12 protein-coding genes are annotated in these 15,386 nt (G+C 62.6%); 11 read left to right on the forward strand and 1 reads right to left on the reverse strand.

The genetic code is table 11. The features are described 5' to 3' along the window. The 10 genes from murD (at window position 1) to lpxC (ending at window position 11,593) form a co-directional block, all read left to right on the forward strand. Window positions 1-1,515: a UDP-N-acetylmuramoyl-L-alanine--D-glutamate ligase gene (murD, locus tag BCA01S_RS27310; RefSeq protein ID WP_027779629.1), complete on the forward strand. Its 1,515-nt coding sequence runs from the start codon at window positions 1-3 to the stop codon at window positions 1,513-1,515. Continuing rightward, the gene (ftsW, locus tag BCA01S_RS27315) at window positions 1,512-2,780 is read left to right on the forward strand and encodes a putative lipid II flippase FtsW (RefSeq protein WP_027779630.1); all 1,269 of its coding nucleotides are present in this window, start codon (window positions 1,512-1,514) and stop codon (window positions 2,778-2,780) included. Before murD ends, ftsW begins: the two co-directional genes overlap by 4 nt. Continuing rightward, entirely contained in the window at window positions 2,777-3,895 is a 1,119-nt protein-coding gene (murG, locus tag BCA01S_RS27320) for an undecaprenyldiphospho-muramoylpentapeptide beta-N-acetylglucosaminyltransferase (RefSeq protein WP_027779631.1), read from the forward strand. The genes ftsW and murG overlap by 4 nt, the downstream gene beginning before the upstream one ends. Further along, window positions 3,892-5,295: a UDP-N-acetylmuramate--L-alanine ligase gene (gene murC, locus BCA01S_RS27325; RefSeq protein WP_020071222.1), complete on the forward strand. Its 1,404-nt coding sequence runs from the start codon at window positions 3,892-3,894 to the stop codon at window positions 5,293-5,295. Before murG ends, murC begins: the two co-directional genes overlap by 4 nt. Window position 5,296: 1 nt before the next feature. Continuing rightward, window positions 5,297-6,250 carry a D-alanine--D-alanine ligase gene (locus BCA01S_RS27330; protein ID WP_020071223.1) on the forward strand — a complete coding sequence of 318 codons (954 nt, stop codon included), beginning with the start codon at window positions 5,297-5,299 and terminating at the stop codon, window positions 6,248-6,250. Between the two features lie 49 nt (window positions 6,251-6,299). Then, the gene (locus BCA01S_RS27335; protein WP_027779632.1) at window positions 6,300-7,052 is read left to right on the forward strand and encodes a cell division protein FtsQ/DivIB; all 753 of its coding nucleotides are present in this window, start codon (window positions 6,300-6,302) and stop codon (window positions 7,050-7,052) included. A gap of 27 nt (window positions 7,053-7,079) precedes the next feature. After that, on the forward strand, window positions 7,080-8,312 hold the full coding sequence (gene ftsA / locus BCA01S_RS27340) for a cell division protein FtsA (RefSeq protein ID WP_012434417.1): 1,233 nt from the start codon (window positions 7,080-7,082) through the stop codon (window positions 8,310-8,312). A 150-nt stretch (window positions 8,313-8,462) separates the two neighbouring features. Beyond that, on the forward strand, window positions 8,463-9,659 hold the full coding sequence (gene ftsZ / locus BCA01S_RS27345) for a cell division protein FtsZ (RefSeq protein ID WP_020071225.1): 1,197 nt from the start codon (window positions 8,463-8,465) through the stop codon (window positions 9,657-9,659). A 217-nt stretch (window positions 9,660-9,876) separates the two neighbouring features. Further along, complete coding sequence (locus BCA01S_RS27350) at window positions 9,877-10,380, forward strand: peroxiredoxin (RefSeq protein WP_027779633.1); 504 nt, start codon at window positions 9,877-9,879, stop codon at window positions 10,378-10,380. Between the two features lie 295 nt (window positions 10,381-10,675). Next, on the forward strand, window positions 10,676-11,593 hold the full coding sequence (gene lpxC / locus BCA01S_RS27355; RefSeq protein WP_020071227.1) for a UDP-3-O-acyl-N-acetylglucosamine deacetylase: 918 nt from the start codon (window positions 10,676-10,678) through the stop codon (window positions 11,591-11,593). A gap of 84 nt (window positions 11,594-11,677) precedes the next feature. On the opposite strand, the gene BCA01S_RS27360 is transcribed toward lpxC, so the two are convergent. Next, window positions 11,678-12,163, reverse strand: coding sequence for a DciA family protein (locus BCA01S_RS27360; RefSeq protein ID WP_027779634.1), 486 nt, complete (start codon window positions 12,161-12,163; stop codon window positions 11,678-11,680). A gap of 288 nt (window positions 12,164-12,451) precedes the next feature. Here BCA01S_RS27360 and secA point away from each other — a divergent pair, with 288 nt between their 5' ends. Further along, window positions 12,452-15,262 (forward strand): preprotein translocase subunit SecA, encoded by a 2,811-nt coding sequence (gene secA / locus BCA01S_RS27365; RefSeq protein WP_027779635.1) that lies wholly within the window; start codon window positions 12,452-12,454, stop codon window positions 15,260-15,262. Window positions 15,263-15,386 lie beyond the last annotated feature (124 nt).

The raw sequence follows: 15,386 nt of genomic DNA on the forward strand, positions 1-15,386 counted from the left end.
ATGTTCGGCGAGAAGTTTCGGGATCGGCAAAAGCCGATGGTGCTCGTGCTGGGACTGGGTGAATCCGGTCTCGCGATGGCGCGCTGGTGCGCGCGGCACGGCTGTCGGCTGCGTGTGGCCGATACGCGCGAAGTACCGCCGAATCTGTCCGCACTGGAAGCGCATGGCGTCGACGCTGCGTTTGTCGGCGGCCCGTTTTCGCCTGTGTTGCTCGAAGGCGTGGAGCTCGTTGCGATCAGCCCGGGTTTGTCGCCGCTCGCCGCCGACCTGCTGCCGCTGATCACCGCGGCCCGCGAGCAGGGCATCCCCGTGTGGGGCGAGCTCGAACTGTTCTCCCAAGCGCTGAAAACGCTCGGCGAGAGCGGCTACGCGCCGAAAGTCATCGCGATTACCGGCACCAACGGCAAGACCACGACTACCAGCCTGACGGGCCTGCTTTGCGAACGTGCGGGCAAGAAGGTCGCGGTGGCGGGCAACATTAGCCCCGCGCTGCTCGACAAACTGAGCGAAGCGATCGACAACACCGCGCTGCCCGACGTGTGGGTGCTCGAACTGTCGAGCTTCCAGCTTGAAACAGCGCATACGTTCGAGCCGGACGCCGCGGCGATTCTCAACATCACGCAGGATCATCTCGACTGGCATGGCGGTCTCGACGCATACGCCGCCGCGAAGGGCCGGATCTTCGGTACACAAACAGTGCGCGTGCTCAATCGCGACGACGCGCGCGTGATGGCGCTTGCGCCTTCCGAGGTTAGCGACATCGCAGTCGTGACCTTCGGCGTAACCGAACCGAAGAGCGACGGCGACTACGGTCTGCTGCGCGATAACGGCATGATCTGGCTGGTCGAAGCACACGACCTCGACGCGAGCGACGAACCCGCACCGAAGCGTCGTCGCAAGAACGAAGCAGTTACGCCGCCGAACATTGCGCTGAAGCGCCTGATGCCGGCGGACGCCTTGCGCATTCGCGGCCTGCACAATGCGGCCAACGCCCTTGCCGCCTATGCGCTCGCGCGCGCCATCGGCCTGCCCGGCGCGCGTCTTTTGCATGGCTTGCGCGAGTATCACGGCGAGCCGCATCGCGTGGAACTGATTGCATCGATCGACGGCATTGATTATGTCGACGACAGCAAGGGCACCAACGTGGGCGCGACGGTTGCCGCACTCGATGGTCTCGCGCAGCGCGTCGTGCTGATTGCTGGCGGCGACGGCAAGGGCCAGGACTTCGAGCCGCTTGCCGCGCCGGTCATGCGCTGGTGCCGCGCAGTGATGCTGATTGGCCGTGACGCGCCGCAGATCCGCGCGGCGCTCGAAGAGACCGGCATCGCGATGACTGACCACGCCACGCTCGAAGAAGCGACGCGTGCGGCGACGGCGCTCGCACAACCGGGCGACGCCATCCTGTTGTCACCGGCTTGCGCGAGCTTCGACATGTTCAAGGGTTATGCGCATCGTGCGGCGGTGTTTCGCAGCACGGTAGAAGAAATCGCGGCCGAACGGGGGACGATGATATGAGCTGGTCCGAACGATTCGGTTCACGCGCCGCCGCCAATGGCGACCCGACAAGCGCCACGCGCGCTGCCGGCCGCACGGGCGGCAGCGGTCTCGCGAGCGCCGTCAACGGTGTGCGGCCGTTGCGCTCGCGCATGCTCGACTACGATCATTCGCTGCTGTGGGTGGTCGTCGCGCTGCTCGGGCTTGGCGTGGTGATGGTGTACTCGGCGTCGATCGCGATGCCCGACTCGCCGAAGTACGCGTCGTACCGCGACTACGCGTTCCTCGTGCGCCAGATCATTTTCGTGGTCATGGGCGCGGTTGTCGGCGTCGTGGCGTTCCGAGTTCCGATTTCGACGTGGGACAAATACGCGCCCAAGCTATTCCTGATTTCGCTCGTCGCTCTGGTGATCGTGCTGATTCCGCACGTCGGCAAAGGCGTGAACGGCGCGCGCCGCTGGATTCCGCTCGGCATCACGAACATGCAGCCGTCCGAAATCATGAAGCTCGCGGTGACGATCTACGCGGCGAACTACACGGTACGCAAGCAGGAATACATGCACAGCTTTGCCAAAGGCTTCCTGCCGATGGCGATGGCGGTTGGTTTCGTCGGCGCGCTGCTGCTGCTCGAGCCGGACATGGGCGCGTTCATGGTGATCGCGGCGATCGCGATGGGCCTGCTGTTTCTCGGCGGCGTGAACGGCAAGCTGTTCGGTGGGCTCGTCGCGACCGCGGTGGGCACGTTCAGTTTGCTGGTGTGGGCATCGCCGTGGCGGCGCGAGCGGATCTTTGCTTACCTGGATCCGTGGGACGACCGTTACGCGCAGGGCAAAGCTTATCAACTGACGCACTCGCTGATCGCGTTCGGCCGCGGCGAGTGGTTCGGCGTGGGTCTCGGCGGCAGCGTCGAGAAGCTCAACTATCTGCCCGAAGCGCATACCGACTTCATTCTCGCGGTGATCGGCGAGGAACTCGGCTTTGTCGGCGTGCTCGTCGTGATCCTGATGTTCTACTGGATCGTTCGCCGCGCGTTCGAGATCGGCCGTCAGGCGCTCGCGCTCGACCGCACGTTCGCGGGTCTGGTCGCGAAGGGCGTCGGCATCTGGTTCGGCGCGCAGACGTTTATCAACATGGGCGTGAACCTCGGCTTGCTGCCGACCAAAGGCCTGACGTTGCCGCTCGTCAGCTATGGCGGCTCCGGCATCTTGCTGAACTGCGTCGCCGTCGCGGTGTTGATGCGCGTCGACTATGAAAATCGTGTGCTGATGCGTGGGGGGAAGGTATGACCCTCACGCAGCAACGCACGCTGATGGTGATGGCCGGCGGCACCGGGGGACACGTGTTCCCCGGGCTCGCGGTCGCGCATCTGATGCAGGCGTGGGGCTGGAAGGTCGTATGGCTTGGCAACCCGGCCGGCATGGAAGCCACGCTCGTGCCGAAGCATGGCATTCCAATGGAGTACGTGCGCTTTGGTGGACTGCGCGGCAAGGGCCTGAAGACCAAGCTGATGTTGCCGCTGAATCTGCTGCGCGCATGCACGCAGAGCCTAAGCGTGCTGCGTCGCGTGAAGCCGGATGTCGTGCTCGGCATGGGTGGTTACATCACATTTCCGGCCGGGTTGATGACCGCATTGAGCGGCCGTCCTCTCGTGCTGCATGAACAGAATTCGATCGCAGGCCTCGCGAACAAGGTCCTCGCGAAGCTTGCCAGGCGCGTGCTGGTTGCATTTCCGAATGCGTTGCCGCGCGGCGAATGGACTGGTAATCCGATTCGCGCGGAACTTGCGCGCGCGATTGCGCCCAAAGCACGCTATGCAGAACGCAACGGTCCGCTGAATGTGCTGGTGGTCGGTGGCAGTCTCGGCGCGGCGGCGCTCAACGAAGTCGTGCCGCGTGCTGTCGCGCTGCTTGGTGCGAACGAACGGCCGCGCATCGTGCATCAGGCTGGTGCCAAGCATATCGACGCGCTGCGCGAGAACTACGCGGCGGCTGGCTTGCAAACGGGCGAGGACGTGCAACTCGTGCCGTTCATCGACGACATGACGAGCGCCTATGCGAAAGCCGATCTCGTGATTTGCCGCTCGGGCGCGATGACGGTGTCAGAGATTTCAGCAGTAGGTGTGGCCGCGTTGTTCGTGCCGTTCCCGTATGCGGTGGACGATCATCAGACCACTAATGCAGCGTTTCTCGCCGATAACGGCGCAGCGCTGGTCGTGCAGCAACGCGATCTGTCGGCGGAAAAACTCGCCGACTGGTTGCGCAGCCAGACGCGGGAAAGTCTCGCGGAGATGGCAGAGCGTTCGCGCTCGCTCGCGAAACCCGACGCCACGGAACAGGTCGCGAAGATTTGCGCGACTGTGGCGGGTTCGATTTCGGGCGCGAGCCCAGAAGGAAAGCAATGAAACACATCGTCAAACATATTCACTTTGTCGGCATCGGCGGTGTCGGCATGAGCGGCATCGCGGAGGTGCTGGTCAACCTCGGCTATCAGGTGAGCGGCTCGGATCTGTCGAGCAATGCGGTGACCGATCGGCTCGCCGCGCTCGGCGCGCGCATTGCGATCGGTCATGCCGCGGAGAACATAGAAGGCGCTAACGCTGTGGTCGTCTCGACCGCCGTGCGCAGCGACAACCCCGAAGTGCTGGCGGCGCGTCATCGCCGTATTCCGATCGTGCCGCGCGCGGTGATGCTCGCGGAACTGATGCGCCTGAAACAGGGCATTGCGATTGCCGGCACGCACGGCAAGACCACGACCACGTCGCTGGTGGCAAGCGTGCTCGCCGCGGGCGGGCTCGATCCGACCTTCGTGATCGGCGGCAGGCTGATCAGCGCGGGCGCGAATGCGCGCCTCGGCACCGGCGACTTCATCGTGGCGGAAGCGGACGAGTCGGACGCGTCGTTCCTGAATCTGTTTCCGGTGATCGAAGTCATTACGAACATCGACGCTGATCACATGGACACCTACGGCCACGACTTCGCGCGGCTCAAGCAGGCGTTCATCGAATTCACGCACCGTTTGCCGTTTTACGGCATCGCAGTGCTGTGCGTCGACGATCCGAACGTGAAGGAGATTCTGCCGTTCGTGTCGAAGCCGATCATCCGCTACGGCTTCGCTCCAGATGCACAGGTGCGGGCGGTTAACGTGCAGGCGCGCGACGGCAAGATGCATTTCACGGCAATGCGCGAAGACGCGCCGCCAATCGACATCGTGTTGAACCTGCCGGGCGAGCACAACGTGCAGAACGCGTTGGCCGCGATCGCCATCGCGACCGAACTCGAAGTGAAAGATGCCGACATCCAGCGCGCGCTGGCCGATTTCAACGGCGTGGGCCGGCGTTTTCAGCGCTACGGCGAAGTGCCCGTGGTCGGGGAAGGCAACACGTCGGGCGCGTATACGCTGGTCGACGACTACGGTCATCACCCGGTCGAAATGGCGGCCACGGTTGCGGCGGCGCGCGGTGCATTTCCCGGGCGGCGTCTGGTGCTCGCATTCCAGCCTCACCGCTTCACGCGCACGCGCGACTGTTTCGAGGATTTCGTAAAGGTGCTGTCCACAGTGGACGCGCTCGTGCTGACCGAAGTCTATTCGGCGGGCGAAGCGCCGATCGTCGCGGCGGACGGCCGTGCGCTCGCGCGTGCGTTGCGCGTGGCGGGGAAGGTGGAGCCCGTCTTTGTCGATACGGTGGACGAAGTGCCGGACGCGCTCGCAGCACTCGTGCGCGACGGCGATGTAGTGATCACGATGGGCGCGGGTTCGATCGGCAGTGTGCCGGGTCGTCTCGCTCTCGAAACGAAGGTGTGAGATGAGCAGTATCCAGTCAGATCAACTCGCTAAACAATTCGGCAAAGTGGCCGTGCTGCTCGGTGGAAATTCCGCCGAGCGCGAGGTGTCGCTCAATTCCGGGCGCCTCGTGCTGCAGGGTCTGCGCGATGCCGGCGTCGACGCGCATCCGTTCGATCCGGCCGAGCGTCCGCTTGCCGCGTTGAAGGAAGAAGGCTTTGTGCGCGCGTTCAATGCGCTGCACGGCGGCTATGGCGAAAACGGCCAGATTCAGGGCGCGCTCGACTTTTACGGCATCAAGTACACGGGCAGCGGCGTGCTTGGCTCGGCGCTCGGGCTCGATAAATTCCGCACCAAGCTCGTGTGGCAGCAACTCGGTATTCCGACACCGCCGTTCGAAGCCGTACTGCGCGGTGACGACTACGAAGCGCGCGCAAAAGACATCGTCGCAAAGCTCGGATTGCCGCTTTTCGTGAAGCCGGCAAGCGAAGGCTCGAGCGTTGCGGTCATCAAGGTGAAAAGCGCCGACGCATTGCCGGCTGCGCTCGTCGAAGCGGTCAAGTACGACAAGATCGTGGTGGTCGAAAAGAGCATTGAAGGCGGCGGCGAATACACGGCGTGCATCGCGGGCGACCTGGATTTGCCGGTGATCCACATCGTGCCGGCCGGCGAGTTCTACGACTATCACGCGAAGTACATCGCGAACGACACGCAGTATCTGATTCCGTGCGGTCTGGCGGCGGACGACGAAGCGCGCCTGAAAGTGCTGGCGCGACGCGCGTTCGATGTGCTCGGCTGCACAGACTGGGGGCGAGCGGATTTCATGCTCGACGCCGACGGCAATCCGTATTTCCTCGAAGTGAACACGGCGCCCGGCATGACCGATCACTCGCTGCCGCCGAAAGCGGCGCGCGCGGTGGGCATCAGCTATCAGGAACTGGTTGTCGGCGTATTGGCGCTGACGCTCAAGGATTAACGGGCAGCACTAACCGAAGCACTAACCGGGGCAACCCGAAAGCAACACCATGTGGAACAACGTTCGCCAGCTCAATTTCGCCGCCAACGCATTGCATGCGTTGCTGGTGCTCGTGCTGCTGGCGGCGGGCGGTTACTGGCTGATCCAGCGCCCGAATTTCGCGCTGCGCGAAATCCAGATCGACGGCGATACCGAGCATATCAATTCGCCGACGGTGCGTGCAGGCGTGGTTGGACGGCTGAAGGGCAATTTCTTCACGGTCGATCTCGACGTCGCGCGCCAGGCGTTCGAGCAGATGCCGTGGGTGCGTCACGCGAGCGTGCGGCGCGTCTGGCCGAATGCGCTCGCTGTCACGCTCGAAGAGTACAAACCGCTTGGCACGTGGGGCAGCGATCAACTGGTGAGCGTCGACGGCGATCTGTTCACCGCGAACCAGGGCGAGCTGGAGCAGGACCTGCCCGCGTTCGACGGCCCGGACGGTACGGCGAAAGAAGTGGTGGCGCGTTATCGCGACTTTCAGAAGTGGTTCGCGCCGCTTGGCGCCACGCCCGAAGAAGTGACGTTGTCGCCGCGTTACGCGTGGACCGTCAAGCTTTCGAACGGCATGCAGGTGGAGTTGGGGCGCGAGCGCAATCAGGACACGCTGCTCGATCGGAGCAAGCGCCTAACCGCGGCCTGGAACGCGGTGACGCAACGTTGGGGAAAGGATATCGAGTATGCGGACTTGCGCTATCCGAACGGTTTCGCGATTCGTGCCGCTGGCATGCGCTTTATCAGCGAACCCGACAAGGGCAAGAAGTAAACGGACATCACACGCAATGAGCACGCTATGAGTAAAGACTATAAAGATCTGCTGGTCGCCCTCGACATCGGGACGTCGAAGGTGGTGGCCATCGTCGCCGAGCTGAAGGGCGAAGGTCACTACGAGGTGATCGGCCTCGGCCAGAGCGAATCGAAGGGGCTCAAGAAAGGCGTGGTGGTGAATATCGAAGCCACCGTGCAGTCCATCCAGCGCGCGCTCGAAGAAGCCGAGCTGATGGCCGACTGCAAGATCACAAACGTATTCACCGGCATTGCCGGCAGCCATATCCGCAGCTTCAATTCGAGCGGCATGGTGGCGATCAAGGAAAAGGAAGTCACGCAGGCGGATGTGGCGCGCGTGATCGAAACGGCGAAAGCGATCAACATTCCGACCGACCAGCAGGTGCTGCATATCCTCACGCAGGAATTCATCATCGACGGTCAGGAAGATGTGCGCGAGCCGATCGGCATGAGCGGCATCCGGCTCGAAGTGAAGGTGCATATCGTCACGGGCGCGGTGAGCGCGGCGCAGAACATCGTGAAGTGCGTGCGCCGCTGCGGGCTCGAAGTGAACGATCTGATTTTGCAGCCGCTCGCGTCGTCGCTCGCGGTGCTGACGGAAGACGAAAAGGAACTGGGCGTGGTGCTGGTCGACATCGGCGGCGGCACGACGGATATTGCGATTTTCAGCGAAGGCGCGATCCGCCATACGGCGGTGATTCCGATCGCCGGTGACCAGATCACGAGCGACATCGCCATGGCCTTGCGCACGCCGACGCCGGACGCGGAAGACATCAAGGTCGACTACGGCATCGCCAAACAGGCGCTGGCCGATCCGGACGAAATGATCGAAGTGCCGGGTCTCGGCGAGCGCGGCCCGCGCACGCTGTCGCGCCAGGCGCTGGCGGCGGTCGTCGAGCCGCGTGTCGAAGAACTGTTTTCGCTCGTGCAGCAGGTGGTGCGCGAGTCGGGTTACGAAGAACTGCTGAGCTCCGGCGTGGTGCTGACCGGCGGCGCGTCGATGATGCTCGGCATGGTCGAGCTGGGCGAGGACATCTTCCTGAAGCCCGTGCGCATCGGCGTGCCGGAATACGCGGGCGGTCTTGCCGACGTGGTGCGCAACCCGCGCTATTCGACGGCGATGGGCCTGCTCGTCGAAGGACGCTCGCAACGCATGCGCGGCCGCAAGGTCGCGGTGCAGTCGGGTTCGATGGGGCAAGTGTTCACGCGCATGAAGGACTGGTTCCTCGGCAACTTTTAACGAATTTGTTTTACCGAGCAGGTTTCAACGGGTTTTCGACAGTTTCAGAAATACGCGCTGGTGCCGGCGGCCGGCGCGCGACAGGAGGTTGCCCGATCTCTTGCCGAATAACGGCCGAGTGGCTGAATTTTTTATCTTGACGGAGGCAACATGGAATTCCAGATGCTGGAAACCGAAACGAACGGCACCATCATCAAGGTGGTCGGAGTAGGTGGCGCTGGCGGCAATGCCGTTCAGCACATGATCAACAAGGGCGTGCAAGGCGTCGACTTCATCGTGATGAACACGGACGCACAGGCTTTGTCGCGTTCGCGCGCCACCGCGGTGATCCAGTTGGGCAACACGGGTTTGGGCGCCGGCGCCAAGCCGGAGATGGGCCACGCCGCAGCGCAGGAAGCACGTGAGCGCATCGCCGACGCATTGCGCGGCGCGCACATGGTCTTCATCACGGCCGGCATGGGCGGCGGCACGGGCACGGGCGCAGCGCCGGTGGTTGCGCAGATCGCGAAGGAAATGGGGATCTTGACCGTTGGCGTGGTCAGCAAGCCGTTCGAATTCGAAGGCGGCAAGCGCATGCGTGTGGCAGAAGCCGGTTCGCAGCAACTGGAGGATCACGTCGACTCGCTGATCGTCGTCCTGAACGACAAGCTGTTCGAGGTGATGGGCGATGACGCCGAGATGGACAAGTGCTTCCAGTGCGCAGACGACGTTCTGAACAACGCAGTTGCCGGCATCGCGGAAATCATCAACGTCGACGGTCTGGTGAACGTCGACTTCGAAGACGTGAAGACGGTGATGGGCGAGCAGGGCAAGGCGATGATGGGCACGGCGACGGTTGCCGGCGTCGATCGCGCGCGTCTCGCTGCCGAGCAGGCTGTTGCCAGCCCGCTGCTGGAAGGCGTGGATCTGTCGGGCGCGCGTGGCGTGCTGGTGAACATCACGTCGAGCCGTTCGCTGCGTCTGTCTGAAACGCGCGAAGTGATGAACACCATCAAGAGCTATGCTGCAGAAGACGCAACCGTGATTTTCGGCGCGGTGTACGACGATGCAATGGGCGACGCGCTGCGCGTGACGGTCGTGGCAACGGGTCTCGGCCGTGCGGCGAAGAAGCAGCAATCGGCACCGATGACGCTGCTGCGCACCGGCACCGACAATCAGCCGATCAGCACGCAGCACGCGGCCTACGCAACGCCGTCGCACGCCAGCACCGCCGACTATGGCGCGCTGGACACGCCGGCTGTGTGGCGTACGTCGCGCGACACCGCGGCTTCGCACGTGCAGGCGCTGCAGGAAAAGGGCGTCGACACGTACGACATTCCGGCATTCCTGCGTAAGCAGGCGGACTGAGCTCACGGGCAGGCTTTCGCTGCCGCGCCTGTTGCTGGGCGTTGGCGGACGAATGCACGAGCGTGGCGGGTGAACGGCAAACAAGCCGCGTATCGTCGGATTCGCGGCAAGGACAAGTGCCCTCTTCGGAAAACGAAGCGGTTTGGGCAACTGTCGCCGATTCACTGCGACACGATGACGTGCGAGAGACGCTTCGCATCGATGCAAAGGACTGAGCATGATTCAAGCTGGTGACAAGCTGCCCGACGCAACGCTCTTCGAGTATGTCGAAGACGAGCGCGCGGGCTGCACGATCGGGCCTAATAGCTTCGACGTGCGCGAGCAGACGGCGGGCAAGCGTGTGGTGATCTTCGGATTGCCTGGCGCGTTCACGCCGACCTGTTCTGCCAAACACGTACCGGGTTATGTCGAATACGCCGAGCAGTTGCACGCGCTCGGCGTCGATGAAATCTGGTGTGTGTCCGTGAACGACGCGTTCGTGATGGGCGCGTGGGGACGCGATCTGCACGCCTCGGGCAAGGTGCGCATGATGGCGGATGGCAGTGCGGCTTTCACACGAGCGCTTGGTCTCGAGCAGGATTTGTCGGCGCGCGGCATGGGGATCCGTTCCCAGCGCTACGCAATGGTTGTCGACGACGGCGTGGTCAAGACGCTGAACGTCGAGGCTGCGGGCAAATTCGAAGTGAGCGATGCAAGGAGTATCCTCGTTACGTTGAGCTAGTTATGGCGGCGTCATCACACTGACGCGACACGCGGAAAACCGCGTTGTACCGCGGCAACAGTGAATGCGACGCTTTTGTGACAGGCCGTTACGCGGGCCGACGACCGGAAACGCCTCCGTTCCGGACGTCGGCCCGTCACGCTTTCCCTCACGGGCGCCCAATGAATAATGTGGGTAACGCAGCGAAACAGATTGATACGTTCCGTGCGAAGACGCTCCTTAGGGTTATGGAGTATAATTCGTGCTATGGAACAAAAAGTCCCGATTGGGATTTTCAATCGAATAAAAGATCACCATGTTGAAGCAGCGCACCATCAAATCAATCGTCAAGACGGTCGGCATCGGCTTGCACTCCGGCCGTAAGGTCGACCTGACGCTTCGCCCGGCAGCGCCGGACACGGGCATTGTGTTTTCGCGCGTGGATTTGCCCACGCCGGTGGACATTCCCGCGTCGGCAATGGCGATTGGCGACACACGTCTCGCTTCCGTGTTGCAGAAAGACGGCGCGCGCGTTTCGACCATCGAGCATTTGATGTCGGCCTGCGCCGGACTCGGCATCGACAACCTGTATGTCGACGTCACCGCTGAAGAAATTCCGATCATGGACGGTAGCGCCGGCTCGTTCGTATTTCTGATCCAATCGGCGGGAATCGAAGAGCAGAACGCGGCGAAGAAATTCATCAAGGTCACCAAACCGGTCGAAATTCGTGACGGCGATAAATTCGCACGGCTCGATCCGTATTTCGGTTTCAAGCTCAAATTCACGATCGATTTCCGTCACCCGGCTGTCGATAAAACCGGCCAGGCGCTGGAAGTCGATTTCGCCAATACGTCGTATGTTCGCGAAATCGCTCGCGCACGCACGTTCGGTTTTGCGCATGAAGTGGAAATGATGCGTGAGTTGGGGCTCGCACGCGGCGGCAGCATGGACAATGCGATCGTTCTCGACGAGTACCGCATTCTGAACAACGACGGTCTGCGTTACGACGACGAGTTCGTCAAACACAAGATGTTGGACGCGATCGGCGACCTGTACGTGGTGGGCCATCCTTTGCTGGCTTCGTACAACGCGTACAAGTCGGGCCACGGCTTGAACAACGCACTTCTGCGGGAACTGCTCGCGCATGAAGATTCGTACGAGATCGTCACTTTCGACGACACCCGCAAGGCGCCGCGCGGTTTCGCTTATGAGACGCAGACGGCTTTTGCGTAACGAATTAGCTTCACCTCTTCGGTGAAATCTCCGAAGCGAACACGCGAAAAATAAGCGGCTCAATCGAGCCGCTTTTTCTTTTATTCAGCGATTTCTCCGATGCCGCGCCGCCATTTTACCCAGCGCTTCCTGCAGCGGCGAGGGCGCAAGCGATTCGCTAAGTGCATGTAGCGCCTCGGCGCCGACAGGCGTCATGCGCGCCTGCTTGACCGGCGGTGGCTCCTTCGCGGGTTGCGGCCGCACCCGGATGCGCAGCGCGTTGACCGGCCAGCCGCGCTGCTGCAGGTCCGACAGCAGCCGCGGCTCCAGATGCCGCAGCCGCGCCGCCAGCGCGTTGTGGGCGGCGAAAAGCGCCAGCACGCCTTCCTTGATAAAACTGGGTTCCACGCTCGTCGCCAGGTAGTCGGGCAGCAGGTCCCGCAGGTCTTTCTCCAACGCGGCAATCTGCTCGACGCCCGCCCGCAGCGCGGCAAACGCGTCGGTGCGATTGAGCACTTCGGCTACCGGCTGGGGCCGGCGCACGTTGAACTGCTTTGGCGGAGGCCTTGAAAACGAGGGGAAACGGCTCATGTTTGACAGTGGCGGCGCGTTCGCACCCAATGCGCGAACACGCCCCGATTGTACCGCGCGGGATGCACGCAGACCTGCCCGTATGGACGCGTCGAAGCGCGGCGCGGCGGGCTCCGCTGCCTTGCCGGCGTCGCGCTGGCGACATCAGCGCAGGCGGGGGCGCGTGCTAAAATGCCCGATTCGAATTCACTCTTGGACTAAGCCGCCGAGGCCACTCCGACCCCGGAGCGCGCGTGCTTTAACCGCACGCCGCAACCCAGCCGAAGCCGCGACGCAGACACCGATCCGATGACCACCGGTTTTCTACAGAAGATTTTTGGCAGCCGCAACCAGCGGTTAGTCAAGCAATATCAAAAGACCGTCGCGGCGATCAATGCGCTCGAACCGCAGATCGAGCAATTGACGGACGATCAACTGCGCGCGAAAACGGACGAGTTCCGCCAACGCGTCGCGAGCGGCGAGTCGCTGGATAAACTGCTGCCGGAAGCGTTTGCGGTCTGCCGCGAGGCGAGCAAGCGGGTGCTGAAAATGCGCCACTTCGACGTGCAGCTGATCGGCGGCATGGTTCTGCACTACGGCAAGATCGGCGAAATGCGCACCGGCGAAGGCAAGACGCTCGTCGCCACGCTGCCGGTGTATCTGAACGCGCTGTCAGGCCGCGGCGTTCACGTCGTCACGGTGAACGACTATCTGGCCCAGCGCGACGCCGAGTGGATGGCGCGCCTCTATAACTTCCTCGGTATGTCCGTCGGCATCAATCTGTCGCAGATGGACCACGAGATGAAGCAGCAGGCATACGCGGCCGACATCACGTACGGTACGAACAACGAGTTCGGCTTCGACTACCTGCGCGACAACATGGTGTACGAGCCGGAAGCCCGCGTGCAGCGAGCGCTGAACTTCGCCGTGGTTGACGAAGTGGACTCGATCCTGATCGACGAAGCGCGTACCCCGCTGATCATCTCCGGTCAGGCAGAAGATCACACCGAACTGTACGTGCGCATGAACGCACTGCCGCCGCTGCTCGAGCGTCAGATTGGCGAAGAAAAGGCTGACGGCACAGGCGTGGAAAAGCCGGGCGACTACACGCTCGACGAAAAAGGCCGCCAGGTTTTCCTGACCGAATCGGGTCACGAGAAAGCGGAGCGCCTGCTCGCCGAGTGGGGCCTGATCGGCGAAGGCGAGAGCCTGTACGCGCCGCAGAACATCACGCTGATGCACCATGTGTACGCCGCATTGCGTGCACACACGCTGTTCTACAAGGACCAGCACTACGTGGTGCAGAACGGCGAGGTGATCATCGTCGACGAATTCACCGGCCGTCTGATGGCAGGCCGCCGCTGGTCGGACGGCTTGCACCAGGCTGTCGAGGCGAAGGAGCACGTGAAGATTCAGAGCGAGAACCAGACGCTCGCTTCGATCACCTTCCAGAACTACTTCCGCATGTACGCCAAGCTGTCCGGCATGACCGGCACGGCCGACACCGAAGCGTATGAATTCAACGAGATCTACGGTCTCGAAACGGTCGTGATCCCGACCAACCGTCCGCCCAAGCGGATCGACAAGCAGGATCAGATCTACAAAACCGCCAAGGAACGTTACGACGCGGTGATCCGCGACATCCGTGATTGCTACGAGCGCGGTCAGCCTGTGCTGGTCGGCACCACGTCGATTGAAAATTCGGAACTGCTCTCGCATCTGCTGAAGCAGGCCGGTTTGCCGCACGAAGTGCTCAACGCGAAGCAGCACGCGCGTGAAGCGGAGATCGTCGCGGAAGCCGGCCGTCCGAAGCGCATTACGATCGCCACGAACATGGCTGGTCGCGGCACTGACATCGTGCTCGGCGGCAATGCGGAAAAACAGGCGTCGTTTATTGAACTCGACGAGACAGTCCCCGACGACGAAAAGCAGCGCCGCATCCAGAAGCTGCATGACGAATGGCAGGCGCTGCACGATCAGGTAAAGGCCGCGGGCGGTCTGCACATCATCGGCACGGAGCGCCACGAATCGCGGCGGATCGACAACCAGTTGCGCGGCCGTGCGGGCCGTCAGGGCGACCCGGGTTCGTCGCGCTTTTATCTGTCGCTGGAAGATCCGCTGCTGCGCATCTTCGCGGGCGACCGTGTGCGCGCGATCATGGACCGCCTGAAGATGCCGGAAGGCGAGGCGATCGAAGCGGGCATCGTCTCGCGTTCCATCGAATCGGCGCAGCGCAAGGTCGAGGCGCGTAACTTCGACATCCGCAAGCAACTGCTCGAATACGACGACGTCTCGAACGATCAGCGCAAGGTGATCTACCAGCAGCGTAACGAACTGCTCGAGGCGAACGACATTACCGAAACCATCGGCGCGATGCGTCATGGCGTGATCGCCGAGATCGTTCACCAGTTCGTGCCGGCGGGCAGCATTGAAGAACAGTGGGACGTGCCGGAACTGGAAGAGGTGCTGCGCAACGAATGGCAGCTCGATCTCGCGATCCAGGAAATGATCAACGAGTCGAACTCGATCACGTCCGACGAAATTCTCGAAGCGGTGCAAGCCGCCGCAGACGAAGCATACGAGGCCAAGGTCGAACTGGTCGGCCGCGAGTCGTTTAGCGCGTTCGAACGTTCGATCATGCTGCAAACGCTCGACCGCAGCTGGCGCGAACATCTCGCCGCGCTCGACCATTTGCGTCAGGGCATCCATCTGCGTGGCTATGCGCAGAAGAACCCGAAGCAGGAATACAAGCGCGAGGCGTTCGAACTGTTCGCTGCCATGCTCGACGCGGTGAAGCTCGAAGTCACTCGCGTGGTGATGAACGTGCAGATCCAGTCGCCCGAGCAGTTGGAGCAGGCGGCTGAACAGATGGAAGAGCAGGGCGGCCACCTCGAGAACGTCGAGTTCCGTCACGCCGAATTTGCCGAAGCTTCGTCCGCGGCGCCTGCTGCAGCCGAGGCTGCAACCGCCGCGATGATCGGCGACGCGATGAGCCACGGCTCCTCGCCGCAAACGGCGTCGCCTGTCGGCGCGGACAATGTGCCGAAGGTTGGCCGCAATGATCCGTGCCCGTGCGGCAGCGGCAAGAAGTACAAGCAGTGTCACGGCAAGATCGCATAATGCCTTGGACGGCGCGCTTACGAGCGCGCCGCGTCGCATGGCGCAGTGGTTCTTGCACCGTGTTGTGTTGCTGATTTCGCGGTGGTCCGGCATCTGGCCGAGCTACCAGTTCCGTTTCCCTCAA

This window comes from Paraburkholderia caledonica NBRC 102488 (genome assembly GCF_000685095.1).
GTDB classification, from domain to species: domain Bacteria; phylum Pseudomonadota; class Gammaproteobacteria; order Burkholderiales; family Burkholderiaceae; genus Paraburkholderia; species Paraburkholderia caledonica.

Excerpts from the sequence above, each read along its gene's own strand:
- murD (WP_027779629.1), top strand. The coding sequence starts at position 1 with ATGTTCGGCGAGAAGTTTCGGGATCGGCAAAAGCCGATGGTGCTCGTG.
- ftsW (WP_027779630.1), top strand. The coding sequence starts at position 1,512 with ATGAGCTGGTCCGAACGATTCGGTTCACGCGCCGCCGCCAATGGCGAC.
- murG (WP_027779631.1), top strand. The coding sequence starts at position 2,777 with ATGACCCTCACGCAGCAACGCACGCTGATGGTGATGGCCGGCGGCACC.
- murC (WP_020071222.1), top strand. The coding sequence starts at position 3,892 with ATGAAACACATCGTCAAACATATTCACTTTGTCGGCATCGGCGGTGTC.
- BCA01S_RS27330 (WP_020071223.1), top strand. The coding sequence starts at position 5,297 with ATGAGCAGTATCCAGTCAGATCAACTCGCTAAACAATTCGGCAAAGTG.
- BCA01S_RS27335 (WP_027779632.1), top strand. The coding sequence starts at position 6,300 with ATGTGGAACAACGTTCGCCAGCTCAATTTCGCCGCCAACGCATTGCAT.
- ftsA (WP_012434417.1), top strand. The coding sequence starts at position 7,080 with ATGAGTAAAGACTATAAAGATCTGCTGGTCGCCCTCGACATCGGGACG.
- ftsZ (WP_020071225.1), top strand. The coding sequence starts at position 8,463 with ATGGAATTCCAGATGCTGGAAACCGAAACGAACGGCACCATCATCAAG.
- BCA01S_RS27350 (WP_027779633.1), top strand. The coding sequence starts at position 9,877 with ATGATTCAAGCTGGTGACAAGCTGCCCGACGCAACGCTCTTCGAGTAT.
- lpxC (WP_020071227.1), top strand. The coding sequence starts at position 10,676 with ATGTTGAAGCAGCGCACCATCAAATCAATCGTCAAGACGGTCGGCATC.
- BCA01S_RS27360 (WP_027779634.1), bottom strand. The coding sequence starts at position 12,163 with ATGAGCCGTTTCCCCTCGTTTTCAAGGCCTCCGCCAAAGCAGTTCAAC.
- secA (WP_027779635.1), top strand. The coding sequence starts at position 12,452 with ATGACCACCGGTTTTCTACAGAAGATTTTTGGCAGCCGCAACCAGCGG.